The organism is Achromobacter deleyi, from assembly GCF_016127315.1.
GTDB lineage: Bacteria > Pseudomonadota > Gammaproteobacteria > Burkholderiales > Burkholderiaceae_B > Achromobacter > Achromobacter insuavis_A.
Window position 1 is genome coordinate 2,371,391 of the sequence record NZ_CP065997.1, and the last position, 25,795, is coordinate 2,397,185.

The window sequence follows — 25,795 nt, forward strand, 5'->3', positions numbered from 1 at the left end:
TATCGCGGCGCGCGGCGCCGGCCTACAGTCCGTTCCTTGATCCGGGAACGAACACATGGTCGACGTATTGGTGGTGGGCGGGGGCAACGCGGCGCTATGCGCGGCCCTGATGGCGCGCGAGGCGGGCGCCAGCGTGTTGCTGCTGGAGGCAGCGCCGCGCGAATGGCGCGGCGGCAATTCGCAGCACACGCGCAACCTGCGTTGCATGCACGACGCGCCGCAGGACGTGCTGGTGGACGCCTATCCGGAAGAGGAATACTGGCAGGACCTGCTCAAGGTCACCGGCGGCCAGACCGACGAAAAGCTGGCGCGGCTGGTGATCCGCGAGTCCGCCACCTGTCGCGACTGGATGCGGCGCCACGGCGTCAATTTCCAGCCGCCGCTGTCGGGCGCGCTGCACGTGGCCCGCACCAATGCCTTCTTCATGGGCGGCGGCAAGGCGCTGGTGAACGCCTATTACCGCAGCGCCGAGGCCCTGGGCGTGCGCATCCGCTACGACGCGCCGGTGGACGCGCTGGAACTGGAGAACGGCCGCTTCAAGGCCGCCCGCATCGGCGCCGAGCGCATCGAGGCGCGCGCCTGTGTGCTGGCGGCCGGCGGTTTCGAGTCCAACCGCGACTGGCTGCGTGAGGCGTGGGGCCAGAACGAGCGCGGCGAATGGCCGGCCGACAACTTCCTCATCCGCGGCACCCGCTACAACCAGGGCGTGCTGCTCAAGTTCATGCTGGACGCGGGCGCCGACCGCATCGGCGATCCGTCGCAGTCGCACTGCGTGGCGATCGACGCGCGCGCGCCGCTGTACGACGGCGGCATCTGCACCCGCATCGACTGCGTCTCGCTGGGCGTGGTGGTCAACCGCGACGCGCAACGCTTCTACGACGAGGGCGAGGACTTCTGGCCCAAGCGCTACGCCATCTGGGGCCGCCTGACCGCCATGCAGCCGGGGCAGATCGCCTATTCCATCATCGACGCCAAGGCCGTCGGCCGCTTCATGCCACCGGTGTTTCCGGGCGTCACCGCCGATTCCGTGCCGGAACTGGGGCGGCGGCTGGGGCTGGACCCAGTGGCGTTCGAGCGCACCCTCCGCGAATACAACCAGGCCTGTAGAACCGGCACCTTCGACCACACGACGCTGGACGACTGCCGCACCGAGGGCCTGGCGCCCGCCAAGACGCACTGGGCCCGGCCCATCGACACCGCGCCGTTCTACGGCTACGCGCTGCGGCCCGGCATCACGTTCACCTATCTGGGCCTGAAGGTGGATGAGACCGCCGCGGTCCGTTTCAACGGCGTGCCCAGCGACAACCTGTTCGTGGCGGGCGAGATGATGGCAGGCAACGTGCTGGGCAAGGGCTACACGGCGGGGGTGGGCATGTCCATCGGCACCGCCTTCGGCCGCATCGCCGGCACCCGCGCCGCGGCCGCCGCGCGCCAATCGCATCAAGCAGGAGCACAGCATGCGGCAGCTTGAGACCCTGGCCCGCGAGGCCCAATCGTTCGCGCAGCCGGCCCCGGCGATGATCGAACAGCCGGTGCGCTGGCATGGCCGTGGCGCCGCCGTGCTCAGCCCGGACGAAACCGAGGTGGCGCGCGTCATGCAGATCTGCAACGCCTGTCGCTACTGCGAAGGCTTCTGCGCCGTGTTTCCGGCCATGACCCGGCGGCTGGAGTTCGGCAAGGCCGATCTGAACTACCTGGCCAACCTGTGCCACAACTGCGGCGCCTGTCTGCACGCCTGCCAGTACGCGCCGCCGCACGAGTTCGCGGTGAACGTGCCGCAAGCCATGGCCAAGGTGCGATTGCAGACCTATACCGAATACGCGTTTCCGGCCGCGCTGGGCAAGCTGTACCAGCGCAACGGACTGGCGCTGTCGCTGGCCACGGCGGCGGGGCTGGCGTTGTTTCTGGCGTTGATGGTGATGCTGACGGGCGGGCTGTTCCATGCGCCGCTGGCGGGCAATTTCTACGCGGTGTTCCCGCACAACACGCTGGCGCTGATGTTCGGCGCGGTGTTCGGCTGCGCCATGCTGGCGCTGGGCATCGGCGCGGCGCGCTTCTGGCGCGACGTCAGCCCCGGCGCGGCCAGCGGCGCGGCGGTGGCCGAGGCCGCGCACGACGCGCTGCGCCTGCGCTACCTGGACGGCGGCCACGGCAAGGGTTGCAACAACGCCGACGATGCCTTCACGTTGTGGCGCCGCCGGTTCCATCACTTCACGTTCTACGGCTTCATGCTGTGCTTTGCCGCCACCTGCGTGGCCACGCTCTATCACTACCTGCTGGGGCAGCAGGCGCCGTATCCGTTCTGGAGCGCGCCGGTGCTGCTGGGCACGGCGGGCGGCATCGGCCTGCTGATCGGGCCGGCGGGGCTGCTGTGGCTGAACCTGAAACGCCATCCGCTGCAGGGCGACGCGGCGCAGAAGCCGATGGACCGTGGCTTCATCGCGCTGCTGCTGCTGACCAGCGCCACCGGCCTGGCGCTGCTGGCCGGCCGCGACACCGGCGCCATGGCCCTGCTGCTGGCGGTGCACCTGGGCGTGGTGATGGCGCTGTTCCTGACCCTGCCTTACGGCAAGTTCGCCCATGGCATCTATCGCTCGGCCGCGCTGTTGAAGTGGGCGATCGAAAAGCGGCAGCCCGACAAGTTGCGGTTGGGCGCCGATTGAGCCGCGCGGCGGCCGCCCGCCGGCGGCCGGCCCGTGCATGACGGCGTCCTCGAAGGCGCCGCGATTCCAATATCCTCAGGAGACTTGCATGTTCCCTCATCGCCTTGCCCATGCGGCATTCGCCGCCTGTCTGCTGCCGGCCGCGCACGCGCAGACCTTTCCCGCCAAGCCCATCACGCTGGTCGTGCCGCATTCGGCCGGCGGCACCTCGGACATCCTGGCCCGCACCGTGGCGGCCGAGGCGGCCAAGACGCTGGGGCAGACCATCGTGATCGACAACAAGGGCGGCGCCAACGGCACCATCGCCGCCAAGCAGGTGGCATCGGCCGCGCCCGATGGCTACACGCTGCTGCTGGCGACCGCCAGCACGCATGGCATCAACCCGTCGCTGTACTCGCGCATCTCGTACGACGCGGTCAAGGATTTCACGCCGGTCACGCTGCTGGCCACCGTGCCCAACGTGCTGGTGGTTGGCCCCAACGTCAAAGCCGCGACCGTGTCCGAGCTGATCGCCTACGTCAAGGCGCGGGGCGATCGCAGCAACATGGGATCGGCCGGCGCCGGCACGCCCGGCCACCTGGCCGGCGAGATGTTCAAGCGCGCCGCGGGCCTGCAGTTCACGCACGTGCCGTACAAGGGCGGCAGCCCGGCCATCACCGACCTGATCGGCGGCCAGATCGACTTCCTGTTCACGACGATTCCGGGCGTGCTGCCGCACGTCAAGGCGGGCACGCTGCGTGCGCTGGCGGTGACCTCGCCGCAGCGCTCGCCGGCCTTGCCCGAGGTTCCGACCATGGCGGAATCGGGCCTGGCGGGCTTCCAGGCGCTGTCGTGGCATGGTGTGGTGGCGCCGGCGGGAACGCCGGACGCGGTGGTGGCGCGCTTGAACGACGCCCTGGGCGGCGCGCTGGCGGCGCCGGCGGTCAGGCAGCGCCTGATGGAAGAAGGGGCCCAGGCGTCGAGCCTGCATACCGCCGACTTCGGCGCGTTCATCCGCCAGGAGATCGCGGCCTGGGCGCAGGCGGTGAAGGATTCCGGCGCCACCGCCAACTGAGGCGTGGCGCATGCCGGGCCGGCATTGGGGGCCGGCCCTGTCCCGCCGAGGGGAAGATGCCGGTCGGGTCAGCGCGCCTGGTAGGCGTCGCACAAGGCCAGGTATTCGTCGGCGCTGATCTCCAGCGCCATGGCCTGGATCAGCACGCGCTTGCGGTTCGGCAGCGAGGTCTTCAACTGGATCTGCCTGGCGGTGGGGATGCCGACGTAGGTCTGGTTGACGTAGGTGTTCTCGTTGATCGCGTCCCACGGAATGACCGTGCCGTCCGTCACCTGCAGGCCCGCGCGGGTGAAGGTGATCACCGGCCTGGCGGTGCCGAAGGCGCGCGTCAGGCAGCGGATCACCAGCCAGACGCCGATGGCCGCGATGGCGGCGAAGAACGCCATGCCGCCGAGATTGCCGCGGGTGCGCGCGGCCAGGGCGCCGAACACCACCGCGGCCACCGTCCAGATGACGGCGCCGACGATGAGGCGGTTGCGCGAGTAGTACACCGGACGGTCGGCCAGTGTTTGGGCTTGGTGCGAGGCGGAGCTGTAGATTTCCATGTCGAGGCTGCGTGATGGGGATGGGAGGCCGCCACGATGGGCGGATGTCGGGGTCAGGCGTTGGGAAGGTAGCGCTGCAGACAGGCCAGCATCACAGGCTCGTTGTCGATGCGGGAGCGGTCGATCTTGTGGGTCTTGCCCTGCGCGACGATGATGAGCGTCTCGTCGGTCTCCATGCCTTCGCTGTCGGACTGCGTGCGGATCGTGTCGATCGCCGTCCACGGAATCTGCCGGCCCTTGTGCACCAGCCCGGCCGCGTTCATGCCGAGGGTGCCGAAGGCGACGGTGGCGCCGGCGTCGATGCGGCGCTGGGCGTCGGCTTCGAGATTGCCGCCGACGCGCGCGTCCAGCTGTTCCAGCAGTTCATCGGCGCCTGCCCAGATTCCCAGCCGCAAGCGCACGCGCTCGCCGTTGGCCAGCGTGAGCAGCAGATGGTCGCGATTGTGCCGATGGCGCATCGACGCGATGTCGCTGAACGCCACCGTGCGTGCGCCCAGGCGCAGCGCGCGGTCATCCAGCGTCAACGCGGCGGGCGCGCGCCACCAGGCGACCAGGTCGGAACCGCGCCACAGCAGATAGCCCACGGCGGGCAGCGTCAGGAAGAACACCAGCCACATGGCGCGATAGCGCAGCATCTCGACCAGCAGGCTGCGCGGCAGCAGCCAGATGTCAATGATGGCCAGCAGTTGCGCGCTGAACAGGTACAGCAGCGCGGCTGCGCCGAGGTAGCAACCCAGCGCATGGCGCGGTAGAACACGGGGAAAGGAAGCCGTCATGAGCAACGCGCCGCGACGCGGCACCGTCCTGATGTTGAAGGCTTCGCACTCTAAGGGATGCGCGTCGGGGCGGGGTTTCCATCTGTATCAATATGGCGGATTTCATGTCGCCATGAGCTTGCCGAGCGTCGCCATGCCTTGCTCCATCTCCGCGTTCCAGGGGTGTCCGCAGTTCAGCCGCAGGAAGTTGCCGAACGCGCCGGACGAGGAAAACAGCGGGCCCGGCGCGATGCTGATGCCGTGGTCGAGCGCCGCGCGATGCAGGCGCAAGGTGTCGATGTGCGCGGGCAGTTCGACCCAGGTGAAGTAGCCGCCCAGCGGCCGCGTGGCGCGCGTGCCCTTGGGAAAGTAGCGCGCCACCGCTTGCAGCATCTCGCCTTGCTGCAAGGCCAGCGTCTGGCGGAACTGGCGCAGGTGGCGGTCGTAGCCGCCCTGCGCCAGGTAGGCGGCAATCGCGGCCTGCGTCGGCGCGGCGGTGGCCAGGCTGGTGGTGAGCTTGTTGCGCATGATGGCGCGGGTGTAGCGCCCGGCCGCGACCCAGCCCACGCGGTAGCCCGGCGCCAGCGTTTTCGAGAACGACGAGCAATGCATCACCATGCCATCGGCGTCAAAGGCCTTGGCGGGCCGCGGCCGCGTGGCGCCGAAGTACAGCTCGCCATAGACGTCGTCCTCGATCAGCGCCACGCCGTGGCGCGCCAGCAGCTTGACCAGCGCCTCCTTCTTGGCCTCGGGCATCAGGCTGCCGAGCGGATTCTGGAAGGTCGTCATCAGCCAGCAGGCGCGCGGCTGGTGCTGCACGATGGCCCGCTCCAGCGCCTGCAGGTCGATGCCTTCGCGCGGATGCGTCGCCACCTCGATGGCGTGCAGCTGGTTGCGTTCGAGCGATTGCAAGGCGGCATAGAACGTGGGCGATTCCACGATGACCGCGTCGCCGGGCCGCGTGACCGCGCTCAGGCACAGGTTGAGCGCGTCGAGCGCGCCGTTGGTGATGATGATGTCGTCCACCGGCACCGTCAGGCCGTCGGCCAGGTAGCGCAAGGCGATGGCGCGGCGCAGCGCGGCATCGCCGGGGCTGAGGTCGTCGATCGAGCCCCACGGGTCCAGTTGCTGCACCGTGGTGGCCATGTAGCGCGCCAGCCGGCTGTAGGGCAGCAGCGACGGGCTGGGAAACGCGGAGCCGAACGGCAGCATGTCGCGCCGCAAGGTGGCGTTGAGCACCTGCAGCACGTTGTCGCTGACGTCCACCGGGTGGCGGCCGGCGGCGGCGCTGGACAGGTCGTCCGGCTCGGGCAGCGCGGCCTGCGAGGCGCGCAGCACGTAGTAGCCGGAGCGGTCGCGCGCGCGGATCAGGCCGCGCGCTTCCAGCAGGTAGTAGGCCTTGAACACCGTCGACGGGCTGACGCCGCGGCTGGCGCTGGTCTGGCGCACCGAGGGCAGCCGGTCGCCCGCCTGCAGCAGGCCCGACAGGATCGAGGCGGTGATTTCTTCGGTCAGCCGTTCATAGCGCTTCATGGGAGGATCCGGGGAAGACGGCGGTTCAGGTCGACATGCCGATGGCGCGCATCACCAGCCGCAGCGCGCCGGCGGCCAGGCCCAGCGCCGCCACGCCGCCGGCCCAGATCAACAGCAGCCACAGCAGCCGGCTGCGCCAGGAGGGCAGGGAGGTCGGCGCGGCCATCAGTGAAACGCCTCGCCGGTGCGCACCTTGCCGCGGAACACGTAGTAGGACCAGGCGGTGTACATCAGGATAATCGGAATGATGGCGAGCGCGCCGACCAGCGCGAAGCCCAGGCTCTGCGGCGGCGCGGCGGCGGTCCAGATCGACACGTCGGGCGGAATCACCGCGGGCCAGATGCTGATGCCCAGGCCGCTGTAGCCCAGGAACACCAGGCACAGCGCCAGCACGAACGGCCCCGCGTCGGGCGCGCCGCGCACGCGCCGCATCAGGTCGATGCCGGCCGCCGCCACCAGCAGCGGCACCGGCAGGAACCAGAACATGTTGGGCAGGCTGAACCAGCGCTGCGCGATCTGCGGCTGCGCCAGCGGCGTCCACAGGCTGAGCACGGCGATCACCGCCAGCAGCGCCAGCGTCAACGGCCGCGCCAGCGCGCACATGTGGCGGTGCAGGCGGCCCTCGGTCTTCATGATGAGCCAGGTGCAGCCCAGCAGCGCGTAGGCCGCCACCAGGCCCGCGCCGGTGAATAGCGAGAACGGACTGATCCAGTCCCACGGCCCGCCCTGGTAGGCGCGGTCGACCACCGGAATGCCCTCGATGTAGGCGCCCAGCGTCACGCCCTGGAAGAAGGTGGCGCAGAGCGAGCCGAGCACGAAGGCGCGGTCCCACAGCGCGCGATGGCGCGGGTCGGCCTTGAAGCGGAACTCGAACGCCACGCCGCGGAAGATCAACCCCAGCAGCATGAACACCAGCGGCAGGTACAGCGCGCTCAGGATCACCGAGTAGGCCAGCGGAAACGCGGCCAGCAGCCCCGCGCCGCCCAGCACCAGCCAGGTCTCGTTGCCGTCCCAGACGGGCGCGACGGTGTTGACCATGGCGTCGCGTTCCTCGGCGTCGGCGATCAGCGGAAAGAGGATGCCGATGCCCAGGTCGAAGCCGTCCATCACCACGTACATCATCACGCCGAACAGGATGATGCCGGCCCATATCAATGCAAGGTCGATGCCCATGGCGTCAGGCTCCTTTGAATCCAGGTTGCGCGGACTTGGCGTCCGCCGAGGTGGACGCGGCCGATAGCGGCCGCGACGGCTGGCGCGGTTCGCCGGGGCCGCCGGACAGTGGCGCATGGCCGGGCGCCGGGGTCGGGCCCATGCGGATCAGGCGCAGCATGTACGACACGCCGGCGCCGAACACGAACAGGTACACCACCACGAACAACACCAGCGTCAGCGTCAGTTCGCCCAGGCCATGGCGGGTGGCGGCGTCGGCCGTGCGCATCACGCCGTAGACGATCCACGGCTGGCGGCCGATCTCGGTGACATACCAGCCGGCCAGGATCGCCACCAGGCCGGACGGCCCCATCCACAGCGCGAAGCGTTGCAGCGCGCGCGACTGGTACAGACGGCCGCGCCAGCGCGCCCACAGCGCCCAGGCCGCCAGCAGGATCATCAGCATGCCCAGTCCGGCCATGACGCGGAACGACCAGAACACCACGGTGGCGTTGGGCCGGTCCTTGGGCGGATACGACTTCAGGCCGGGGAATTGGCCGTCCCAGCTGTGCGTGAGGATCAGGCTGCCCAGGCGCGGCACGTTGAGCGCGTAGCGGGTTTCTTCGCGCTCCATGTCGGGGATGCCGAACAGCGTCAGCGGCACGCCGGCGCCGGGCTCGTTGTCCCAGTGGCCTTCGATCGCCGCGATCTTGGCGGGCTGGTGCTTGAGCGTGTTCAGGCCGTGGAAGTCGCCCACCACCGCCTGCAGTGGCGCCGAGATCGCCAGCATGGCCATCGCCATCGCGAACATCTTTTTCACCGCCGGGCTGCGGTCGCCGCGCAGCAGGTGCCAGGCGCCGGACGCGCCCACCATCAGCGCGGTGGCCAGGAACGCGGCGATGCCCATGTGCGCCAGGCGGTAGGGGAACGAGGGATTGAAGATCACCGCCAGCCAATCGGTCGGCACCACGCGGCCGTCCAGGATCTCGTAGCCCGCGGGCGTCTGCATCCAGCTGTTGGACGCCAGGATCCAGGTGGCCGACACCAGCGTGCCCAGCGCCACCATGATGGTCGAGAAGAAGTGCAGGCCCGGGCCCACGCGCGACCAGCCGAACAGCATCACGCCGAGAAAGCCGGCCTCCAGGAAGAACGCGGTCAGCACTTCGTAGGCCAGCAGGGGCCCGGTGACGCTGCCGGCGAAATCGGAAAAGAAGCTCCAGTTGGTGCCGAACTGGTACGCCATCACCAGGCCGGACACCACCCCCATGCCGAAGTTGACGGCGAAGATCTTGGTCCAGAAGTGGTAGAGGTCGCGGTAGACGGTGTTGCGGGTGCGCAGCCAGCAGCCTTCGAGCACGGCCAGATAGCTGGCCAGGCCGATGGTGATGGCGGGGAAAATGATGTGGAAGGAAATGGTGAATCCGAACTGTATTCGGGCAAGCAGTAGCGCGTCGCTATCCATGGCGGGTGATTCCTGACTTCAAGGCCCGCGCGATCCTGCCGCCACCGGGCGGCGCGCGCGGACAGGCCGATGCCTGTAGCGCCAAGATAGGCCGGAGCCGCTGTGCAGTACAGATTCAGACGACGACGAAAAAAGCGGATCAATTTGGCGATGCGGTCATGCCGCGGCCCGGATTCCCATAGGGAAAACGAAGCGGGTGCGATGAAAGGGCCAGATGGCGGTGTTACAAAAAAAACGGCGCAGCGGTGAGGCTGCGCCGTCTGCTCCGGCCGCCGCGCAGGGGCACCTGGCGGCGGGCCGGACCCGTCAGGTCGCCTGCGCGGCGCGCTGCCGCTGGCGCAGCGCCGTGACGGTTTCGCCGGCCACGCCCCAGCTGTCGGTGTCGACTTCCTCGATGACCACGAACGTGGCCTGCGGGTCCTTGCCGAGCACGCGCACCACCAGGTCGGTGGCGCCCTTGATCAGCTCGGCCTTCTGTTCGCGCGTGGCGCCTTCGCGGGTGATCTGGATGTTGATGTAAGGCATGGTTGTCTCCTAGGCGAGTTTCGATGATACGCGGCGCTGCACGCGCTGGCTCAGCCACACGCTGGCCACCACGATCGCCATGCCGGCCATCTGCGCCGCGCTCAGGCGCTGGTCCAGCAGCGCCCAGCCCAGCAGCACCGCCGACACCGGGCTCAGGAAGCCCAGCGACGACACCACCGCGGGCTCCAGCCGGGCCAGGCCGCGGAACCAGATGACGTAGGTCAGCGCGGCGCCGATCAGTCCCAGGTAGGCGATGCCCAGCACGTTCAGCAGGGTCGGCGCGGGCAGCGCCGGTTCGGCCAGCAAGGCGAGAGGCACGAGCAGCACGCCGCCCGCCGTCAATTGCCAGGAGGTGAACGCCAGCGCCGACACCGGCGGCTGCCAGCGGCGGCTCAGCACCGTGCCCAGCGCCATCGACGCGGCGCTGGCCAGCCCGGCCGCCACGCCCACCGGATCCAGCGCCGCCTTCGGCCCCAGCACCAGCAGCGCCACGCCGCCGATGCCGGCCAGGGCCGCCAGCACCGCCAGGCCGCGCACCGGCGTGCCCAGCAAGGCGCGCGCCAGCAGGATCACGACCAGCGGCTGGATCGCGCCCAGGGTCGCGGCCACGCCGCCCGGCAGGCGGTAGGCGGCCACGAACAGCAGCGCCCAGAAAATGGAAAAGTTCAGCGCGCCCAGGATCGCGGTGCGCAGCCACCAGATGCCGTGCGGCAGCTTGCGCACCGCCAGCAGCAGCAACAGCCCGGCGGGCAGCGCGCGCAGCATCGCCACCGTCAGCGGATAGCCCTGCGGCAGCATCAGGGTGGTGACGACATAGGTGCTGCCCCAGATGGCGGGGGCGGTGGCGGTCAGGAGCAGGTCGGTGCTGCGCGGCATGGCGGGATTCCTTCAGGCCGGCCACGCCAAAGGGCGCGGGCCGGCGGCTTCGATACCGACAGGCTAATTGAATCGCGCCCGGACGATAATATCGATTCCGGTCGCGACATCATTCACTGCCAGTAAATAAAAAAGGGCCGTCCCATGGATCATCTCACCGCGCTCAAGGTCTTTCGCCAGGTGGTCGAGCAGGGCGGCTTCGCCGCGGCCTCGCGCCAGTTGCGCCTGTCGCCCGCGGCCGTCAGCAAGAACATCGCCGAACTCGAGGCGCACGTCGCCGCGCGGCTGCTGAACCGCACCACGCGCCGCATGAGCCTGACCGAGGCGGGGCGGCAGTACTACGAGCAGGTGGCCCGCATTCTCGACGACCTGAACGAGGCCGAGCTGGCGCTGGGCCCCTTGCAGCAGGAGCCCAGCGGCACGTTGCGCGTCAGCGCGCCGCTGTCGCTGAGCCTGACCCTGCTGTCGGCCGCGATGCCGCGCTTCCTGGCGCGCCATCCGCGCCTGTCGCTCGACCTGCACCTGGAGGATCGCCGCATCGACCTGGTCAAGGAGGGGTTCGACGTGGCCATCCGCGGCAGCGACCGGCTCGAGGATTCGAGCCTGGTGGCGCGCAAGCTGATGGCGCTGGAGCATGTGCTGTGCGGCGCGCCGGCCTACTTCGAGCAGCATGGCGAACCGACGCAGCCGGCCGACCTGCGGCGTCTGGAGTGCGTGCGCTTCACGCTGTCGGGGCATGCGGATGAATGGACCTTCCGGCGCGGCGCGCAGGTCGAGCGGGTGCCGGCGCGCGGCCGCTACAAGGTCAGCTCGAGCCTGGCGGTGTGCGACGCGTTGCGGGCCGGATTCGGCGTCAGCCTGGTGCCGCGGGTATATGTGCGGGACGACCTGGAACGCGGCACGCTGCGCGCCGTGCTGCCGGACTGGACGCCGGTGGAGACCGACGTCTACGCGGTGTACCCGTCGCGCCGTCACATGGTGGCCAAGGTGCGCGCGCTGGTGGACTTCCTGGTCGAGGAACTGGCGCCGCCGCCGGCGTGAGGCCGGCGCGGCGACAGGCAGGGCGCGGGAAACGGCCGGACGCCGCCGCCCGACGCCCGGCGCGCATCAATACATGTGCTGCCCGCCGTTCATGGCCACATTGCTGCCGGTCATGAACGCGGCCGCGTCGCTGCAGATGAACGCCACCAGCGCGGCGATCTCGTCGGGCTCGCCCAGCCGGCCCAGCGGAATCTGCGGCAGGATCTTCTCCTTGAGCACTTCCTCCGGCACGGCCTTGACCATGCGCGTGGCCAGGTAGCCCGGCGACACGGTGTTGACCGTGACGTTCTTTCGGGCCAGTTCCAGCGCCAGCGCCTTGGTGAAACCGTGGATGCCGGCCTTGGACGCGGCATAGTTGGTCTGCCCGAAGGCGCCCTTGGAGCCGTTCACCGACGAGATGTTGACGATGCGTCCCCAGCCGCGGTCGGCCATCGGCCCGCAAAGGGGTTGCGTCATGTTGAACATCGAGTCGAGGTTGCTGCGCAGGACCTCGTTCCAGTTCTCGTAGCTCATCTTGCGCAGGCTGGCGTCGCGTGTGATGCCGGCGTTGTTGATCAGGATGTCGATCTGGCGGCCGTCGTCGGCCAGGCGCCGCGCCAGCGCCTGGCACGAGTCGTAGTCGGCCACGTCGACCTTGACCATGTCGTAGCGGCGTCCGGCGGCGGCCTCTTCGTCGAGCCATTCGCGCGTGGCGGCCTCGCTGGAGTGGCAGGTGACGATGACGTCGTGGCCGGCGTCGTGCAGGGCCCGGGCGATGGCGCGGCCCAGGCAGCCCGCGCCGCCGGTGATGAGCGCGGTGCGTTTAGTCGCCATGGCGCGCTCCGAACTGGCTGGCCTCGCGCATGGCCGAGCAGGCCGAGGTCATCTGGTCGCAATACGACGACCACATGCGCGTCAGCGGCGAATCGGCCAGGCCGCCGCTGGCCGCGGCCGAGGCGTTGCGCAGCCAGCCGCTCACGGCTTCGCTGACGCCGGCGGCCAGCGCCGCCTGGTCTTCCAGCGCGGCGTGGGTGATGGCCTGGCTGGCCTCGAGCTGGCACTGCCATTGCTTGCGCGTGACCTCGCCCAGCGCGGGGGCGATGTTCTGCCAGTTGCCGTCGAGCTTGAGCGGCGCCAGGGTCGACAGGTACTGGCCGGTGCCGTCGCTGGCCAGGCGCTGGCCCAGCTGCAGCCAGCGCTGCTGGCTTTCGCGCGCCAGTTCGCCCAGTCGTTGGCAATAGGCGGCGTTGGCGCCGGCGAGGTCCTGGGGCGTGGGGGCGGTTGTCTTCTTCATCATGCGTCCTTTTAAGAGAGTGGTAAGGGGCAACGAATGCACAGGCCTCACGCCATCTGGCTGAGGGTCTTGCGGAATCGGGTCAACGAGAAGGCGAACAGGACGCTGCCGATCAGCGCCAGCGCCAGGAAGGGCTGCCACACGACGCTCAAGCCCGCGCCGCGGAAAAGAATGGCCTGGCCGAGTTCCACGAAATGGGTGGTGGGGGCGGCCAGCATGATGTTCTGCACGAAGTCCGGCATGCTTTCGCGCGGCGTGGTGCCACCCGACAGCATCTGCAGCGGCAGCAGCACCAGCACCAGCAGCATGCCGAATTGCGGCATGCTGCGTGCGAGGGTGGCCATGAAGATGCCCATGGAAGTGGTCGCGAACAAGTGCAGCGCCACCCCGGCCAGGAACAGCGCCACCGATCCCTCGACCGGCACCTGCAGCAGGCCACGCACGACGAATGTCAACGATAGCCCAGCCGACACCAATACGACCAGCCCCATGGACCAGACTTTCGCCAGCATGATCTCGGTGGGTGTTACAGGCATGACAAGCAGGTGCTCGATGGTGCCGTGCTCGCGTTCGCGGATCAGCGCGGCGCCGGTCAGGATGATCGACAGCATCGTGACGTTGTTGATGATCTCCATCAGGCTGCCGAACCAGGCCTGCGTCAGGTTGGGGTTGAACCGCATGCGCACCGCCAGGTCCACCGGCAGCTCGGTCGGCTTGCGGTAGCGCTTGACGAATTCGTTGATCTCGTCGGTGATGATCTGCTGGATGTAGCTGCTGCCGGTGAACGCCTGGCTCATGCGGGTGGCGTCCACGTTCAGCTGGATCTCGGCCGGCTTGCCGGCCAGCACGTCGCGCTGGAAGTTCGGTGGGATGTTGACCGCGAAGGTATAGCGCCCGGCGTCCATGCCGGCGTCGGCCTCGGCCGAGGTGACCATCTCGGGCCGGGTGAAGTGCGGCGGGTAGAACGCCGAGGTGATGCGCGCCGACAGCGGCGAGGCGTCCTCGTCCACCACCGCGATTGCGGCGTTGTGCAGCGACTCGGGCACGGCGGTGGCGGCCGTGTAGATCATCAGCGTGAACGACACGCAGATCAGGACCAGCATCATCGGGTCGCGCGCCAGGCTCCACAGTTCCTTCACGCCCAGCCGGAAGATATTGGCGGTATGTCGCGGCATGGCTCAGGTCTCCTGCTTTTTCAAAAGGAGCACCGACGCGCCCAGGATCACGGGAATCGCGACGATCAGGGGCCAGAACGATCCCTGCAGGTTGGAGAAATCCAGCGCCTTGCTGAACACGCCGCGGCTGATCGTGAGCATGTGGGTGGCCGGGTAGACCTGGCCGATCAGCTTGCCGGCGCCTTCCAGCGACGACACCGGGTTGAGCAGGCCGGCGAACTGCACCGCCGGCACCAGCGTGCCGATCATGGTGAAGAACAGCGCCGCGATCTGGCTGCGGGTGAAGGTCGAGGCCAGCAGGCCGATGGCGGTGGCCACCACGTTGTAGATCAGCGCGGCCGCCAGCAGCGTGGCGAAGCTGCCGGTGATCGGCACGCCGAACAGCGTCACCGCCAGCAGCGCCATCAACAGGAAGTTGAGCATCGCCAGCGCCACGTAGGGCGCCTGCTTGCCCAGCAGGAATTCCAGCCGCGTGACCGGCGTGACGTACAGGTTGATGATCGAGCCCAGTTCCTTCTCGCGCACCACCGCCAGCGCCGTCAGCATGGCCGGCATCATCAGCAGCAACAGCGGGATCACGGCCGGCACCATGGCCGGCAGGCTGCGCACGTCGGGGTTGTAGCGAAAGCGCGTCTCGATGCCGACCTGCTGCGTGGCGGCGGCGCCCAGCCGTTCACGCGCCTGCTGCTGCTGCCAGCCCTGGTGCATGCCGAGCACGTAGCCGCGGATGGTCTCGGCGCGCTGCGGCATGGCGCCGTCGATCCAGACGCCGACCTGCGCGTTGCGGCCGCGCTCGGCGTCGCGCGCGAACCCCTGCGGGATTTCGATCGCCAGGGACAATTCGCCGCTGCGCATGCGCGCGTCCATGTCCTGGTAGCTGCTGATCGGCGGCTGCTCGATGAAATAGCGCGAGCCGGCCAGGTTCAGGCTGTAGTTCTGGCTCAGCGTGGTCTGGTCGCGGTCCATGACCGCGTAGCGCAGGTCTTCCACGTCCAGGCTGATGCCAAAGCCCATCACGAACATCAGCAGCAGCGAGCCGGCCAGCGCCAGCGTGGCGCGCACCGGGTCGCGGCGCAGTTCCAGCGCCTCGCGCCACATGTAGCTGAAGGTGCGCTGCAGGCTGAAGCCGCGGGCCTCGTGCGCCGCCGGTTCCGGGGCGGCAGCGGGGGCAGGCGCCGGCGCTTGCGCCTGGCCCGGCTGGGTGCCCGCGCCGGCGTCGATCAGGTAGGCGATGAAGGCTTCTTCCAGCGTCCTGGCGCCGCGCATCCGCGTGATCTCGTCGGGCGCGGCGCTGACCAGCACCTTGCCGGCGTGCATCAGCGACATGCGGTCGCAACGCTGCGCCTCGTTCATGAAGTGGGTCGAGATGAAGATGGTGACCTGGTCGCGCCGCGCCAGCGCGATCAGCAGGCGCCAGAAGTTGTCGCGCGCCACCGGGTCCACGCCCGAGGTCGGCTCGTCCAGGATCAGCAGCTCGGGCTTGTGCACCATGGCCACCGCCAGCGACAGGCGCTGGCGCACGCCCATCGGCAGCTTCTCGGGCAGTTCATCCAGCGACTCGCCCAGGTCGAAGCGCGCCGCCATCTCGTCGACCCGGCCCGCGATCTCGGCCTCGGGCACGTGGAACAGACGCGCATGCAGCACCAGGTTCTGCCGCACCGTCAGCTCGCCATACAGCGAGAAGGCCTGCGACATGTAGCCGACGCGGCGCCGCGTGTCGATGTTGCGCGGGTCGACCTCGGCGCCGAACAGCCAGGCCTTGCCCTCGCTGGCCGGCAGCAGGCCGGTCAGCATCTTCATGGTGGTGGACTTGCCGCAGCCGTTGGAACCCAGGAAGCCGAAGATCTCGCCCTTGCGGATGCGGAAGTTGACGTGGTCGACCGCGACGAAATCGCCAAACCGCATGGTCAGGTCGCGCGCCTCGATGGCGATGACGGCGTCGTCGTCCAGCGTCAGCGGCGGGATCTCGACGGGCTTGTGGCCGCGCCGCTTTTCCTCGGGCAACAGCGCGATGAAGGCGGCTTCCAGCGTGTCGGTGCCGGTGCGCTGGCGCAGCTCGTCGGGCGTGCCGGTGGCCAGCACGCGGCCCGCGTCCATGGCGATCAGCCAGTCGAAGCGCTGGGCCTCGTCCATGTAGGCGGTGGCCACGATCACGCTCATGCCCGGGCGCTCGCGGCGGATGTCGTTGATCAGGTCCCAGAACTGCGCGCGCGCCAGCGGGTCGACGCCGGTGGTGGGTTCGTCCAGGATGAGCAGGTCGGGGTCGTGGATCAGCGCGCAGCACAGGCCCAGCTTCTGCTTCATGCCGCCGGACAGCTTGCCGGCCGGACGCGACAGGAACGACGCCATGCCGGTGCTCTGCGTCAGGCTGTCGATGCGGCGGCGACGCTCGGCCTCGCCGTGGCCGAACAGGCGGCCGAAGAATTGCAGGTTCTCTTCCACCGACAGGGTCGGGTAGAGGTTCTTGCCCAGGCCCTGCGGCATGTAGGCGATGCGCGGGCAGACCGCGTCGCGATGCGCCTTGCTGGCCATGTCGCCATCCAGCACCTCGACCGTGCCGGCCTGCACCGCGCGCGACCCCGCGGCCAGCGCCAGCAGGCTCGACTTGCCCACGCCGTCGGGGCCGATCAGGCCCACCATGTGGCCGGCGGGGATGTCCAGGGAGATATCGTCCAGCGCCAGCGTCTTGCCATAGCGCAGCGTCACCCCCGACAGCTTGACCACCGGGGCGGAGGAGGCTGTCGTGGTCGCGTTCATCACGGCACCTTGACTTCAAGGTTGGCGGGCCATTGCGCGTCGCCGTCCAGCTTCAGCCAGGCCACGCCGGGCAGCCCGGTCTTGACCTGCCGCAGGTGTTGCCGCAGCAGTTCGGGATCGATCTGCGCCTTGACGCGGAACATCAGTTTCTGGCGCTCGGTGGCGGTCTCGACGGTCTTGGGCGTGAACTGCGCGGTGCTGGCCACGAACGACACCTTGGCCGGGATCACGTACTGCGGCGCGGCGTCCAGCACGATGCGCACGTCCTGTCCCAGCGCCACGCGGCCCGCGGCCTGCTCCGGCAGGAAGAAGGTCATGTAGACGTCGGCCAGGTCCACCATGTTCAGCACCTTGCCGCCGGCGCCCAGCACTTCGCCGGCCTGCGCCACGCGGTACTGCACCCGGCCGTCGCGCGGCGCGCGCAGCTCGCTGTCGGTGATGTCGGCCTCGATGCGGGCGATGGTGGCCAGCGCCGCGTTGACCGCGGACTGGGCGCCCACCTGGGCCGCCTTGGCCGCGTCGATGGCCGCCTGCGCCGCCTTGACCTGGGCGCGCGCGGCGTTGACGGCGGCCTGCGCGCTGCGCATGCGGGCGCGGTCGTCATCCAGTTCCTGGATCGACGAGGCGCCTTCCCTGGACAGCGTCTCGGAGCGCGCCAGGCGCCGGCGCGCGGCGTCCAGCTCGCTTTCGCGCTGCACCACCACGGCCTCGGCGGCCAGCTTGTCGCTCTCGCGTTGCGCGATCTGGGCGCTGGCGCTGGCGGCGTTGTTGATGGCCTGCTGGTGCTGGGCGCGCGCTTCCTCGCGCTGCGCCTGCAGCGTGTCGATCTGCATGCGCGCCAGCGGCTGGCCGGCGGCGACGAAGTCGCCCTCGCTCACCAGCACGTCCTGCACGCGGCCGGCCAGCTTGGTGGCGACGTCGACCTCGGTGGCCTCGATGCGGCCGTTGCCGCTGACGAAGCCGGCGCCGGGGCCGGTGTCGGACAGCATGCGCCAGCCGTAGTAGCCGGCGGCGGCCACGGCCAGGATCACGAGGACGGGAATCAGTTTTCGGGTGGGCAGCTTCATGATGCGGATCCTGTGTCGGTCGGCGCGGGGACGGTCGGAGTGGCGGGTGTGCCGGGCGCGGGCGTGGCGGGCGCCTCGGTGCCGCCGCCGAGCGCGGCATACAGGCCGACGCGGGCCGACAGCAGCGCGCGCCGCGTCTGCACCAGCGTCTGCTGCGCGGCCAGCAGGTCGCGCTGGGCGTCGAGCACTTCGAGGTAGGGCGAGGCGCCGTGGTCGTAGCGCAGCTTGGCCAGGCGCGCGCGTTCGCCTTGCGCGGCGACGGTGGCGCGCAGCACCGCGACCTGCTCGGCCAGCCAGCGGCGCGCCGACAGCGCGTCGGCGACATCCTTGAAGGCGCTCTGGATGGCGCGTTCGTAGCCGGCCACGGCCTGGTCGCGGCGCACCTCGGCCAGGTCCAGGTTGGCGCCGCGGCGGCCGGCGTCGAAGATCGGCAGGTTGATGCTGGGCGCGAAGTTCCAGGCGCGGCTGCCGCTGCCGAACAGGCCGTCGAGTTCGGCGCTGGCGGTGCCGAAGGCGCCGGTCAGCGTGATGCGGGGGAAGAACGCGGCGCGGGCCGCGCCGATGTTGGCATTGGCGGCGCGCAGCTGGTGTTCGGCGGCGACGATGTCGGGGCGGTTCGTCAGCAGGTCGGAGGGCAGGCCGGCGGGCAGGTCGCGCATCACGCTGGCGTCGTCCAGGCCCGCCTGTGGCAGGGGCAGCGCCAGCGGCTTGCCGGTCAACAGCTCCAGCGCGTGGGCCTGGGTGGCGCGTTGGCGTTCGAGATCGGCGCCCAGCGCGCGGGCCTGCTGCCACAGGGTTTCGACCTGGGTCAGGTCGAGCTTGGAGATCGAGCCGACCTCGTAGCGGCGGCGGAAGATGCGCAGCGATTCCTCGCGCGAGGCGATGGTTTCGCGCGTCAGCGCCAGGCGTTCATCCAGTTCGCGCAGCGACAGGTAGCTGTCGGCCACCTGCGCGATCAGGCTCAGCGTGGCCGCCTCGGCGGCGGCATCGGAAGCCAGGTAGTTCTCGAGCGCGGCGTCCTTCAGGCTGCGCACGCGGCCCCAGAAATCCAGCTCCCAGGCCGCCATGCCCAGGCCGACCTGGTACTGGCTGGCCACTTGCGGCTGGCCGGTCAGGTTCAGGTCGCCCGGCGTGCGGCCGCGGGCGCCATCGGCCTGCACGCCGAGCGTGGGGAACTGGTCGGCGCGCTGGATGCCATAGAGCGCGCGCGCCTCTTCCACGCGCAGCAGGGCGGTGCGCAGGTCGCGGTTGTAGGCCAGGGCGTCGGTGATGAGGCCCTGCAGCACGGGATCGGCGAAGTAGTCGCGCCAGCCCACGCGGGCCGCGTCGGGAGCCGCCGACGCCGCGCCGGCCGGTTCGGGATAGGCCGCGGCCACCGGGAGGTCGGGGCGCACGTATTGCGGCGCCATCGACACGCAGCCTTGCGCCAGCAGCAGGGCCAGCGCAACGGGCGCGAGGCGGGCGGCGCGCCATGCCGGAGGGGAACGCCGAGTCATGCCTTATCTCTCCATCACGTAAGTGCCGGGCGCATCGCCCAGCGGGGGGTAGCCCTTGCGCGTGGCGCCCAGGGCTGGCGGTTTGGCGGGATTGCCCGACAGGGCATCGAGCCAGGCGCGCCAGTGCGGCCACCAGGAACCGTCGTGCGGCGTGGCGGCCGCCAGCCAGTCGTCCGGGGCCAGCGCCGGCGCGGCGGCCGGCCGCAGCAGGCTGCGAAAGCGCCGCCGCGGATGGCCGGGTTCGCTGACGATGCCGGCGTTGTGGCCGCCGCTGGTCAGCACGAAGGTCAGCGGCGCGGGCGACAGGTGGTGCAGCTTGTAGACCGAGCGCCATGGCGCCACGTGGTCGGTTTCGGTGCCGACGCAGAACGTCGGCAGGGTCAGGTCGGCCAGTCGCAGCGGACGGCCGTCGATGCCGTAGCGGCCGGCGGCCAGGTCGTTGTCCAGGAACAGGCGGCGCAGATATTCGCCGTGCATGCGCGCGGGCATGCGGGTGGCGTCGGCATTCCAGGCCTGCAGGTCGGTCATGGGGCGGCGCTGGCCCAGCAGGTATTCCGACACCATGCGCGACCACACCAGCTGCTGCGAGCGCAGCAGCTGGAACGCGCCGCTCATCTGCTGCGCCGGGAAGTAGCCCAGGGCCGCCATCTGCGTTTCGAGCAGCGCGACCTGGACATCGTCGATGAACAGGCCCAGTTCGCCGGGTTCGCTGAAATCGGTCTGCGCGGCCAGCAGGCTGAGGCTGGCCAGGCGCCGGTCGCCGTCGCGCGCCATGGCGCTGGCGGCCATCGCCAGCAGCGTGCCGCCCAGGCAATAGCCCGCCGCGTGGATCGCGGCGCCGGGGACGATCGCCTCGATCGCCGCCAGCGGCTCATGCACGCCCAGGCGCAGGTAGTCGTCCATGCCCAGGTCGCGGTCCGCGGCGGTGGGGTTCTTCCACGACACGCAGAACACCGTGTAGCCCTGGCCGACCAGATAGGCGATCAGCGAGTTGCGCGGCGACAGGTCCAGGATGTAGTACTTCATGATCCAGGCGGGCACGATGAAGATCGGCTCGGGCCGGGTGCGGGCGGTCGTGGGGCGGTACTGGATCAGTTCGGCCAGGCGATTGCGCAGCACCACCTTGCCGGGCGTGGCCGCCACTTCATGGCCGGGACGGAATTGGTCCGCGCCGGCCGGCGGCAGTCCGCTCCATTGGCGCAACCCGTCTTCCCAGGCCGCCCGCGCGCCGCGCAGCAGGTTGGCGCCGCCCTCGCGGACGGTCTGGCGCAGCACCACGGGGTTGGTGAACGGATTGTTGTCGGGCGCCAGCGGCTCCAGCCACTGGCGCGCCGCGAAGGCGGCCAGCTCGCGCTGGTGGCGGTCGGCCAGGGGCAGGGCGCGGACACAGGCGTCGCCGTTGCGCCGGGCCTGCTCGAAGCCCAGGCGCCACAGCGCGTAGGGCCATTGGCGCCAGGCGTCGTCATCGAACCGGCCTGCGGGCGCCGCGGTCTGCTTGGGGGCTGGCGGGGGCGTTTTCGGCATGATGGCTCCGTGGCGCGGGCGGCGGGAGTGCCGCTCGCGTGGGGCCGGACCGTCACGAAACCGGGCTTGTGGCCTGGCGTCGGACCAATCCGACTCAACCGTCTTGCGCCCATTGTGCCGCCGCGGGGGTGGGCAATCCTTGATCAGGATCAAGCTAACGACTGACTGGTCGGTTTTTAATGGGTGTGTTGGCCGGCCATGACGTCGCGCCAACTCGCACAGGAGCCAGGGTGATGAGTACGCCACGCCAGCGTCTCCCGCCAACCGTGCGCGTCGGGCAAATCCTTGACGCCGCGCTGCAGGAGTTTTCGGCCGCCGGCTATGCCGGCGCCCGGATGGACGACATCGCCGCGCGCGCCGGCCTGTCCAAGGGCGGCCTGTACGCGCATTTCGCCAGCAAGGAAGAGGTGTTCGAGGCGCTGCTGGCGCGCTACCTGAGCCCGCCGCGGCTGGACGCCCGCGCCCTGGTCGAGGGCTCGGCCACGCCGCGCCATCTGGCCGAGCGCATCGTCAACCATCTCCATGCCAGCCTGGCCAACCCGGCCATGATCACCGCCATGCGCCTGCTGCTGGCCGAGAGCGGCCGCGTGCCGCACCTGGCGCGGCGCTGGCGCCAGGACACCGCCGACGCGCACCAGGCCGACATCGCACGCCTGCTGGAACTGGCGCGCGAACGCGGCCTGTGCGGCGACGGCGCCGCGCTGCGGCATCCCTGGCTGCTGCTGTCGCCGGTGGTCCATGCCATCTTCATGGCGATCCTGCTGGGGCCGGACGAGCGCCTGAACCTGCCTGAACGGCGCGAGGCGCACGTGGCATTGATCTGCGGGCTGCTGTAACGCGCTCGCCGACGCGCTACCAGCGATAGCTGGCGGTCGCGACCACCGTGCGCGGGTCGCCGTAGTAGCAGCTGCCGTAGCCGCAGTTGGCGATATAGGTCTTGTTGCTCAGGTTGCGCGCGTTCAGCGCCAGGTTCCAGCGACCGGTCTCGTAGCCGATCATCGCGTCGAACAGCACGAACGACGGCACCGGCACCGGCGCTTCGCCGCCGTCGCCACGGTTGGAGCCCGTGAAGCGCGCGCCCAGGCCGACCTTGATTCGCGATTCGAAGCGGTAATCCACCCACAACGAGGCGCGGTTCAGCGGCACGGCGGTGGCCTGCCTGCCGATCTCGGCGGGATTGCTGCTGGCGGTCACCACCGCCTTGGGCGTCCACGAGTACGAGGCGATCACGTTCAGGCGCGGAATCGGTTGCAGCGTGGCTTCGAACTCGACGCCGCGCACGGTGACTTCGCCGGTCTGCCTGGGCATGGCGTCGGCGTCGTAGCTGATGTAGTTCTGGCGCCGCAGGTCGAACACCGCCGCGCTGTAGCTGTCCTTGGTGCCGGGAGGCTGGTAGCGGATCCCGGCCTCGTACTGGCGGCTGGTTTCGGGCTTGAACGGCTGCTTCTGGGTCGGGTCCAGCGTGGCCGTGGGAATGAACGATTCGGAATAGCTGACGTACGGCGCCCAGCCGGTCGGGTCGACGTACACGAGGCCGGCGCGGCCGCTGAATTTGTTGTTGCGCAACTTGGTGGTGCTGTCATCCAGGCGGCTGCGGACCTTGATGTCGGCCATGTCGTAGCGGCCGCCCAGCGTGGCGACCCAGCGTTCGTTCCACTTGATCTGGTCCTGCAGGTACAGGCCGGTCTGTGCCAGGGTCAGGTCCGCGTCCATCCAGGGCGCGCCGCGCATGACCGGGCCCTGGTGATACTTCGGGTCATAGACGCTCAGCGGGGGCGCGCTGCCGCCGCTGAAGCTGACCTGGTCGATGCCGGTGCGTTGGTAGTCCACGCCGACCAGGATGCGGTGGCGCCAGTCGCCCAGCGTCAGGTCCGTCTGCGCCTGGTTGTCCATGGTGAAGCTGCTGATGCGTTCGCGGCTGCCGGACACCGAGCGCCGCAGCGTCTGGTAGTTGGCCGGGTCGGCGGCATCGTCATTCACGGTAAGGTAGCCGTTGGCCTGGACCGCCGAGTAGTCGAGATCCAGGCGGCCGTAGCGCAGGTTCTGGCGCAGCGTCAGCGCGTCACTGACGCGATGCTCCAGCTCGTAGCCCGCCAGCCATTGCTTCTGGTCGAAGTAATCGTAGCCGGGTTCTCCGACGAACAGCGACGCCGGGATGTGCGTGCCCGCGGCGGTCGGCGCCAGCGATCCCTCGGCGGGGCGCGCCCGCGTGTAGGTGCCGCCGCGCTTGCTCGCGTACTGCGCCAGCAGGGTCAGCGTGGTGTCGGCCGACGGCCGCCATGTCAGCGACGGCGCCAGGTACAGGCGGTCGTTGTCGATGCCGTGCGTGGGCAGCTCGGAATCCAGTCCCATGCCGACGAAGCGGTAGAGCCACTTGCCCTCCTCATCCAGGGGGCCGGTGAAATCGGCCGCGATGCGGCGCCGCTGGTGATCGCCCACCTGCGCCTGCAATTCATGCAGCGGTTCGTCCTGCGGCCGCTTGCTGACCACGTTGACCAGCCCGCCGGGCCCGCTCTGGCCATACAGCACGGAGGCCGGGCCACGCAGCAGTTCGATGCGCTCGGCGCCGTAGTTCTCGGTCTGCCAGATGCCCCAGTTGCCGTTGTTGCGCAGTGGCAGGCCATCCAGGAAGAAGCCCGGGCTGTACGCGTCGAAGCCGCGCAGCGAGACCCAGTCGTAGCGCGAGTCGGCGCCGTAGGTGGTGATGGCCACGCCGGGCGTGTAGGCCAGGGCATCCTTGATGTTGGTGGCGCCCAGCGCGTTGTAGCGGTCCGCCGTGATCACCGAGATCGACTGCGGCGTTTCGATGATGGGCGTGTCCGTCTTGGTGCCGGTGGCGCTGCGGCGTGCCACATAGCCCTGTACCGGCCCCCAGGCGCTTTCCGGCGCGCCGGTGACGCCGATCGGCGCCAGCGTGGGGACCGGTTGCGTGCTGCGCCGGAGCGTGAGCGCGCCGCCGGGCAGCGCCACCGCCTCGAGGCCGGAGCCGGCCGTCACGTGCCGCAGCGCCTCGTCCAGCGTGTAGGCGCCGCGCAGCGCGGGCGCTTCGAGCCCGCGCACCACGGCGGGGTCCAGCGACAACACGCGGTTGTTCTGTATCGCGATGCGGTTCAGCGTGACGGCCAGCGACGCGGCCGGCAGGTCGTAGTCGAGGCGGGCGGATTGCGCGGTGGCGGCGGGGGCGATCAGCGCGGCCAGGAAGAGCAGGCTGGCGCGGGACAGGCGGGGCATGGCGGGGGTCTCCGGGAGCAGAAAGGGGGTGGATCTACCCGGAGGTGTATGGGCGCCGGAAAACCGGACAGGCAATGTGTAACAACGGTGCGTCGCGGCCGGCGGCGGGTCAGGCCACGTCGACCCAGGTCAGCCAGCCGCCATAGCGGGTGACCCTGAGCGGCAGCGTGGCGGCGAGCGCGGCCCAGGCCTGGTCGGGATGGTCGAGCGAAAAGACGCCCTGCACCCGCAGAGCGGCGGCGCGTCCGGACAGGTGCAGGGCGCCGCGCATGTAGGGTCGCAGCGCATCCGCCACGGTGGCCAGCGGCGCGTCCAGCACGTCCAGGCGGCCTTCGCGCCAGGCCGCCATGGCGGCCGCCGATGCCGCGTCCAGCGTCTCGATGCCGGCGGCGCCGTAGCGTGCCGCCTGTCCCTGGCCCAGGTCCAGTTGCTGACCCGAGCGGCTGTCGATGCGCACCTCGTGGACCAGCACCGCCGCCAGGCTGTGGTCGGTTTCCTTGCGCACCATGTACTCGGTGCCGCGGGCCCAGGCCGTGCCGTCCTCGGTGGTGACGCCGAATGGCCGCCGGGGGTCGGGCGCGACCGCCGCGACCAGCGCGCCGCGCAGCAGGCGGACCCGCCGCACGTCGGCGTCGAATTCCAGCCGGACCTGGGTGCGTGCATCCAGGTCCAGCCTGCTGCCGTCGTCCAGGGCGATCGACAGGCGTTGCGCGATGCCGGTGCCGAGATCGCCGCGCGCCTGCCACAGGCGGCTGCCGAGCCAGGCGCTGCCGACGCCCACGCCCGCCAGGGCCAGCGTCTTGCCCAGGAATTGACGTCGCGAGGGGCCGCGCGCCAGCAGGTCGCGCAGCGGCGAACCGTCGGCGCAAGGCTGGCCCGTGGCCCGCAACGCCTGCAACGGCGCGCCGATGCTGGTTTGCAGCGCCTGCCAGGCCAGCGCATGGGCGGGGGCCGCCTCGCACCACTGCCTGAAACGGGATTGGTCCTCGGCGCTGGCGGCGCCGGAACAGAGCCGCACCATCCATTGCACGGCCTGGCGGTCGATCTCGGGCGTCATGCGCGGTCCTCGCGTTGCGCCCGCAGGCAGCGTTCCAGCGCCTGGGCGAAATGGCGCTGCACCGTGCGCACCGACAACCCCATGCGCTGGCCGATTTCGGCATAGCCCAGGCCATCGAGCTGGCTGTACAGGAACACGGCGCGCACGGCGGGCGGCAGGCCGGCGAGCAGGGTGTCCACGCGCAGCAGCATTTCCATGGTCAAGGCCTGCGATTCGGGCGAGGGCGCGCAGTCGCCGGCGTGCAGCGCCAGCCATTGCAGATAGGCCTGTTCGAGCTCGCGCCGCCGCCAGAAATGGAACAGCAGCCGCCGCGCGATGGTGGACAGGTATGCCTTGGGTTCGGCGATCTGGCAGGGCGAGCGCGCCGCCGCCACTTGCAGGAACGTCTCGGAGGCGAGGTCTTCGGCGTCGGCGTGGTTGCGCAGCCGGAAGCGCAGCCGGTCCACCAGCCAGGGCCGGTAGTCCACGTACAGGGAAGCAAGGGCGGAGAAGGCGGGGAGCTTTCCCATCGGACATACCAGGCATCAGGAATAAGTATCATTCAGTATATTGGAAAAGCGCGTTGTCGAGCGCTTGTGTTCGCTCCGCGCGCGGGATCGCCTCGCCCTG

General features: G+C 70.0%; 23 protein-coding genes. 5 read left to right on the forward strand and 18 right to left on the reverse strand.

What is annotated here, in order from left to right:
• Nucleotides 1–55: 55 nt before the first annotated feature.
• The 3 genes from tcuA to I6I07_RS10715 all read left to right on the forward strand — a co-directional run bounded on the left by tcuA (nucleotide 56) and on the right by I6I07_RS10715 (nucleotide 3,717).
• On the forward strand, nucleotides 56–1,471 hold the full coding sequence (gene tcuA, locus I6I07_RS10705; protein WP_198486612.1) for an FAD-dependent tricarballylate dehydrogenase TcuA: 1,416 nt from the start codon (nucleotides 56–58) through the stop codon (nucleotides 1,469–1,471).
• Complete coding sequence (gene tcuB / locus I6I07_RS10710; protein WP_198486613.1) at nucleotides 1,458–2,663, forward strand: tricarballylate utilization 4Fe-4S protein TcuB; 1,206 nt, start codon at nucleotides 1,458–1,460, stop codon at nucleotides 2,661–2,663. Before tcuA ends, tcuB begins: the two co-directional genes overlap by 14 nt.
• Before the next feature lie 88 nt (nucleotides 2,664–2,751).
• Entirely contained in the window at nucleotides 2,752–3,717 is a 966-nt protein-coding gene (locus I6I07_RS10715) for a Bug family tripartite tricarboxylate transporter substrate binding protein (protein ID WP_198486614.1), read from the forward strand.
• Between the two features lie 68 nt (nucleotides 3,718–3,785).
• Here the strand turns inward: I6I07_RS10715 and I6I07_RS10720 are convergent, their stop codons facing one another.
• From I6I07_RS10720 to I6I07_RS10755, 8 genes are all read right to left on the reverse strand, one after another.
• Nucleotides 3,786–4,262 carry a hypothetical protein gene (locus I6I07_RS10720; protein ID WP_198486615.1) on the reverse strand — a complete coding sequence of 159 codons (477 nt, stop codon included), beginning with the start codon at nucleotides 4,260–4,262 and terminating at the stop codon, nucleotides 3,786–3,788.
• Nucleotides 4,263–4,315: 53 nt separating this feature from the next.
• Nucleotides 4,316–5,038: a hypothetical protein gene (locus I6I07_RS10725; RefSeq protein WP_198486616.1), complete on the reverse strand. Its 723-nt coding sequence runs from the start codon at nucleotides 5,036–5,038 to the stop codon at nucleotides 4,316–4,318.
• Nucleotides 5,039–5,140: 102 nt separating this feature from the next.
• Complete coding sequence (locus I6I07_RS10730; RefSeq protein WP_198486617.1) at nucleotides 5,141–6,550, reverse strand: PLP-dependent aminotransferase family protein; 1,410 nt, start codon at nucleotides 6,548–6,550, stop codon at nucleotides 5,141–5,143.
• Between the two features lie 25 nt (nucleotides 6,551–6,575).
• Entirely contained in the window at nucleotides 6,576–6,716 is a 141-nt protein-coding gene (locus tag I6I07_RS10735) for a DUF2474 family protein (RefSeq protein ID WP_006391468.1), read from the reverse strand.
• A complete protein-coding gene (cydB, locus tag I6I07_RS10740; protein WP_198486618.1) occupies nucleotides 6,716–7,723 on the reverse strand; it encodes a cytochrome d ubiquinol oxidase subunit II in 1,008 nt (335 codons plus the stop codon). Before cydB ends, I6I07_RS10735 begins: the two co-directional genes overlap by 1 nt.
• A gap of 4 nt (nucleotides 7,724–7,727) precedes the next feature.
• Nucleotides 7,728–9,164, reverse strand: coding sequence for a cytochrome ubiquinol oxidase subunit I (locus tag I6I07_RS10745; protein ID WP_198486619.1), 1,437 nt, complete (start codon nucleotides 9,162–9,164; stop codon nucleotides 7,728–7,730).
• A gap of 306 nt (nucleotides 9,165–9,470) precedes the next feature.
• Nucleotides 9,471–9,689 (reverse strand): tautomerase family protein, encoded by a 219-nt coding sequence (locus tag I6I07_RS10750; RefSeq protein ID WP_006391465.1) that lies wholly within the window; start codon nucleotides 9,687–9,689, stop codon nucleotides 9,471–9,473.
• Between the two features lie 9 nt (nucleotides 9,690–9,698).
• A complete protein-coding gene (locus tag I6I07_RS10755) occupies nucleotides 9,699–10,565 on the reverse strand; it encodes an EamA family transporter (protein ID WP_198486620.1) in 867 nt (288 codons plus the stop codon).
• Nucleotides 10,566–10,709: 144 nt separating this feature from the next.
• Between I6I07_RS10755 and I6I07_RS10760 the strand changes: the two genes are divergently transcribed.
• On the forward strand, nucleotides 10,710–11,606 hold the full coding sequence (locus I6I07_RS10760; protein WP_198486621.1) for a LysR family transcriptional regulator: 897 nt from the start codon (nucleotides 10,710–10,712) through the stop codon (nucleotides 11,604–11,606).
• Nucleotides 11,607–11,672: 66 nt separating this feature from the next.
• Here the strand turns inward: I6I07_RS10760 and phbB are convergent, their stop codons facing one another.
• From phbB to I6I07_RS10795, 7 genes are read right to left on the reverse strand one after another with little or no spacing between them, the layout of a single operon-like run.
• Complete coding sequence (gene phbB / locus I6I07_RS10765) at nucleotides 11,673–12,419, reverse strand: acetoacetyl-CoA reductase (protein WP_198486622.1); 747 nt, start codon at nucleotides 12,417–12,419, stop codon at nucleotides 11,673–11,675.
• On the reverse strand, nucleotides 12,409–12,882 hold the full coding sequence (locus I6I07_RS10770) for a hypothetical protein (protein WP_006391459.1): 474 nt from the start codon (nucleotides 12,880–12,882) through the stop codon (nucleotides 12,409–12,411). Before I6I07_RS10770 ends, phbB begins: the two co-directional genes overlap by 11 nt.
• A 44-nt stretch (nucleotides 12,883–12,926) precedes the next feature.
• Nucleotides 12,927–14,054 carry an ABC transporter permease gene (locus tag I6I07_RS10775; protein WP_006391458.1) on the reverse strand — a complete coding sequence of 376 codons (1,128 nt, stop codon included), beginning with the start codon at nucleotides 14,052–14,054 and terminating at the stop codon, nucleotides 12,927–12,929.
• Between the two features lie 3 nt (nucleotides 14,055–14,057).
• Nucleotides 14,058–16,811 (reverse strand): ribosome-associated ATPase/putative transporter RbbA, encoded by a 2,754-nt coding sequence (gene rbbA / locus I6I07_RS10780; protein WP_198486623.1) that lies wholly within the window; start codon nucleotides 16,809–16,811, stop codon nucleotides 14,058–14,060.
• Nucleotides 16,811–17,878 (reverse strand): HlyD family secretion protein, encoded by a 1,068-nt coding sequence (locus tag I6I07_RS10785; protein ID WP_198486624.1) that lies wholly within the window; start codon nucleotides 17,876–17,878, stop codon nucleotides 16,811–16,813. Before I6I07_RS10785 ends, rbbA begins: the two co-directional genes overlap by 1 nt.
• Nucleotides 17,875–19,374 (reverse strand): efflux transporter outer membrane subunit, encoded by a 1,500-nt coding sequence (locus I6I07_RS10790; RefSeq protein WP_198486625.1) that lies wholly within the window; start codon nucleotides 19,372–19,374, stop codon nucleotides 17,875–17,877. The genes I6I07_RS10785 and I6I07_RS10790 overlap by 4 nt, the downstream gene beginning before the upstream one ends.
• A gap of 3 nt (nucleotides 19,375–19,377) precedes the next feature.
• Nucleotides 19,378–20,898 carry a PHA/PHB synthase family protein gene (locus I6I07_RS10795; protein WP_198486626.1) on the reverse strand — a complete coding sequence of 507 codons (1,521 nt, stop codon included), beginning with the start codon at nucleotides 20,896–20,898 and terminating at the stop codon, nucleotides 19,378–19,380.
• Between the two features lie 233 nt (nucleotides 20,899–21,131).
• On the opposite strand from I6I07_RS10795, the gene I6I07_RS10800 reads away from it, so the two are divergent.
• Nucleotides 21,132–21,734 carry a TetR/AcrR family transcriptional regulator gene (locus I6I07_RS10800; RefSeq protein WP_035359571.1) on the forward strand — a complete coding sequence of 201 codons (603 nt, stop codon included), beginning with the start codon at nucleotides 21,132–21,134 and terminating at the stop codon, nucleotides 21,732–21,734.
• Nucleotides 21,735–21,750: 16 nt separating this feature from the next.
• Here the strand turns inward: I6I07_RS10800 and I6I07_RS10805 are convergent, their stop codons facing one another.
• The 3 genes from I6I07_RS10805 to I6I07_RS10815 all read right to left on the reverse strand — a co-directional run bounded on the left by I6I07_RS10805 (nucleotide 21,751) and on the right by I6I07_RS10815 (nucleotide 25,695).
• On the reverse strand, nucleotides 21,751–24,129 hold the full coding sequence (locus tag I6I07_RS10805; protein WP_198486627.1) for a TonB-dependent siderophore receptor: 2,379 nt from the start codon (nucleotides 24,127–24,129) through the stop codon (nucleotides 21,751–21,753).
• Between the two features lie 109 nt (nucleotides 24,130–24,238).
• Complete coding sequence (locus tag I6I07_RS10810; RefSeq protein ID WP_198486628.1) at nucleotides 24,239–25,186, reverse strand: FecR family protein; 948 nt, start codon at nucleotides 25,184–25,186, stop codon at nucleotides 24,239–24,241.
• A complete protein-coding gene (locus I6I07_RS10815) occupies nucleotides 25,183–25,695 on the reverse strand; it encodes a sigma-70 family RNA polymerase sigma factor (protein ID WP_061073257.1) in 513 nt (170 codons plus the stop codon). Before I6I07_RS10815 ends, I6I07_RS10810 begins: the two co-directional genes overlap by 4 nt.
• Nucleotides 25,696–25,795 lie beyond the last annotated feature (100 nt).

Bases quoted from the DNA above. Each gene is read 5' to 3' on its own strand.
- I6I07_RS10735 (WP_006391468.1), bottom strand. From the start codon at position 6,716: ATGGCCGCGCCGACCTCCCTGCCCTCCTGGCGCAGCCGGCTGCTGTGG.
- cydB (WP_198486618.1), bottom strand. From the start codon at position 7,723: ATGGGCATCGACCTTGCATTGATATGGGCCGGCATCATCCTGTTCGGC.
- I6I07_RS10795 (WP_198486626.1), bottom strand. From the start codon at position 20,898: ATGCCGAAAACGCCCCCGCCAGCCCCCAAGCAGACCGCGGCGCCCGCA.
- rbbA (WP_198486623.1), bottom strand. From the start codon at position 16,811: ATGAACGCGACCACGACAGCCTCCTCCGCCCCGGTGGTCAAGCTGTCG.
- I6I07_RS10760 (WP_198486621.1), top strand. From the start codon at position 10,710: ATGGATCATCTCACCGCGCTCAAGGTCTTTCGCCAGGTGGTCGAGCAG.
- I6I07_RS10755 (WP_198486620.1), bottom strand. From the start codon at position 10,565: ATGCCGCGCAGCACCGACCTGCTCCTGACCGCCACCGCCCCCGCCATC.
- tcuB (WP_198486613.1), top strand. From the start codon at position 1,458: ATGCGGCAGCTTGAGACCCTGGCCCGCGAGGCCCAATCGTTCGCGCAG.
- I6I07_RS10725 (WP_198486616.1), bottom strand. From the start codon at position 5,038: ATGACGGCTTCCTTTCCCCGTGTTCTACCGCGCCATGCGCTGGGTTGC.
- phbB (WP_198486622.1), bottom strand. From the start codon at position 12,419: ATGGCGACTAAACGCACCGCGCTCATCACCGGCGGCGCGGGCTGCCTG.
- I6I07_RS10720 (WP_198486615.1), bottom strand. From the start codon at position 4,262: ATGGAAATCTACAGCTCCGCCTCGCACCAAGCCCAAACACTGGCCGAC.
- I6I07_RS10730 (WP_198486617.1), bottom strand. From the start codon at position 6,550: ATGAAGCGCTATGAACGGCTGACCGAAGAAATCACCGCCTCGATCCTG.
- I6I07_RS10785 (WP_198486624.1), bottom strand. From the start codon at position 17,878: ATGAAGCTGCCCACCCGAAAACTGATTCCCGTCCTCGTGATCCTGGCC.
- I6I07_RS10775 (WP_006391458.1), bottom strand. From the start codon at position 14,054: ATGCCGCGACATACCGCCAATATCTTCCGGCTGGGCGTGAAGGAACTG.
- I6I07_RS10800 (WP_035359571.1), top strand. From the start codon at position 21,132: ATGAGTACGCCACGCCAGCGTCTCCCGCCAACCGTGCGCGTCGGGCAA.
- I6I07_RS10770 (WP_006391459.1), bottom strand. From the start codon at position 12,882: ATGATGAAGAAGACAACCGCCCCCACGCCCCAGGACCTCGCCGGCGCC.
- I6I07_RS10805 (WP_198486627.1), bottom strand. From the start codon at position 24,129: ATGCCCCGCCTGTCCCGCGCCAGCCTGCTCTTCCTGGCCGCGCTGATC.
- I6I07_RS10750 (WP_006391465.1), bottom strand. From the start codon at position 9,689: ATGCCTTACATCAACATCCAGATCACCCGCGAAGGCGCCACGCGCGAA.
- I6I07_RS10790 (WP_198486625.1), bottom strand. From the start codon at position 19,374: ATGACTCGGCGTTCCCCTCCGGCATGGCGCGCCGCCCGCCTCGCGCCC.
- I6I07_RS10810 (WP_198486628.1), bottom strand. From the start codon at position 25,186: ATGACGCCCGAGATCGACCGCCAGGCCGTGCAATGGATGGTGCGGCTC.
- I6I07_RS10745 (WP_198486619.1), bottom strand. From the start codon at position 9,164: ATGGATAGCGACGCGCTACTGCTTGCCCGAATACAGTTCGGATTCACC.
- I6I07_RS10715 (WP_198486614.1), top strand. From the start codon at position 2,752: ATGTTCCCTCATCGCCTTGCCCATGCGGCATTCGCCGCCTGTCTGCTG.
- tcuA (WP_198486612.1), top strand. From the start codon at position 56: ATGGTCGACGTATTGGTGGTGGGCGGGGGCAACGCGGCGCTATGCGCG.
- I6I07_RS10815 (WP_061073257.1), bottom strand. From the start codon at position 25,695: ATGGGAAAGCTCCCCGCCTTCTCCGCCCTTGCTTCCCTGTACGTGGAC.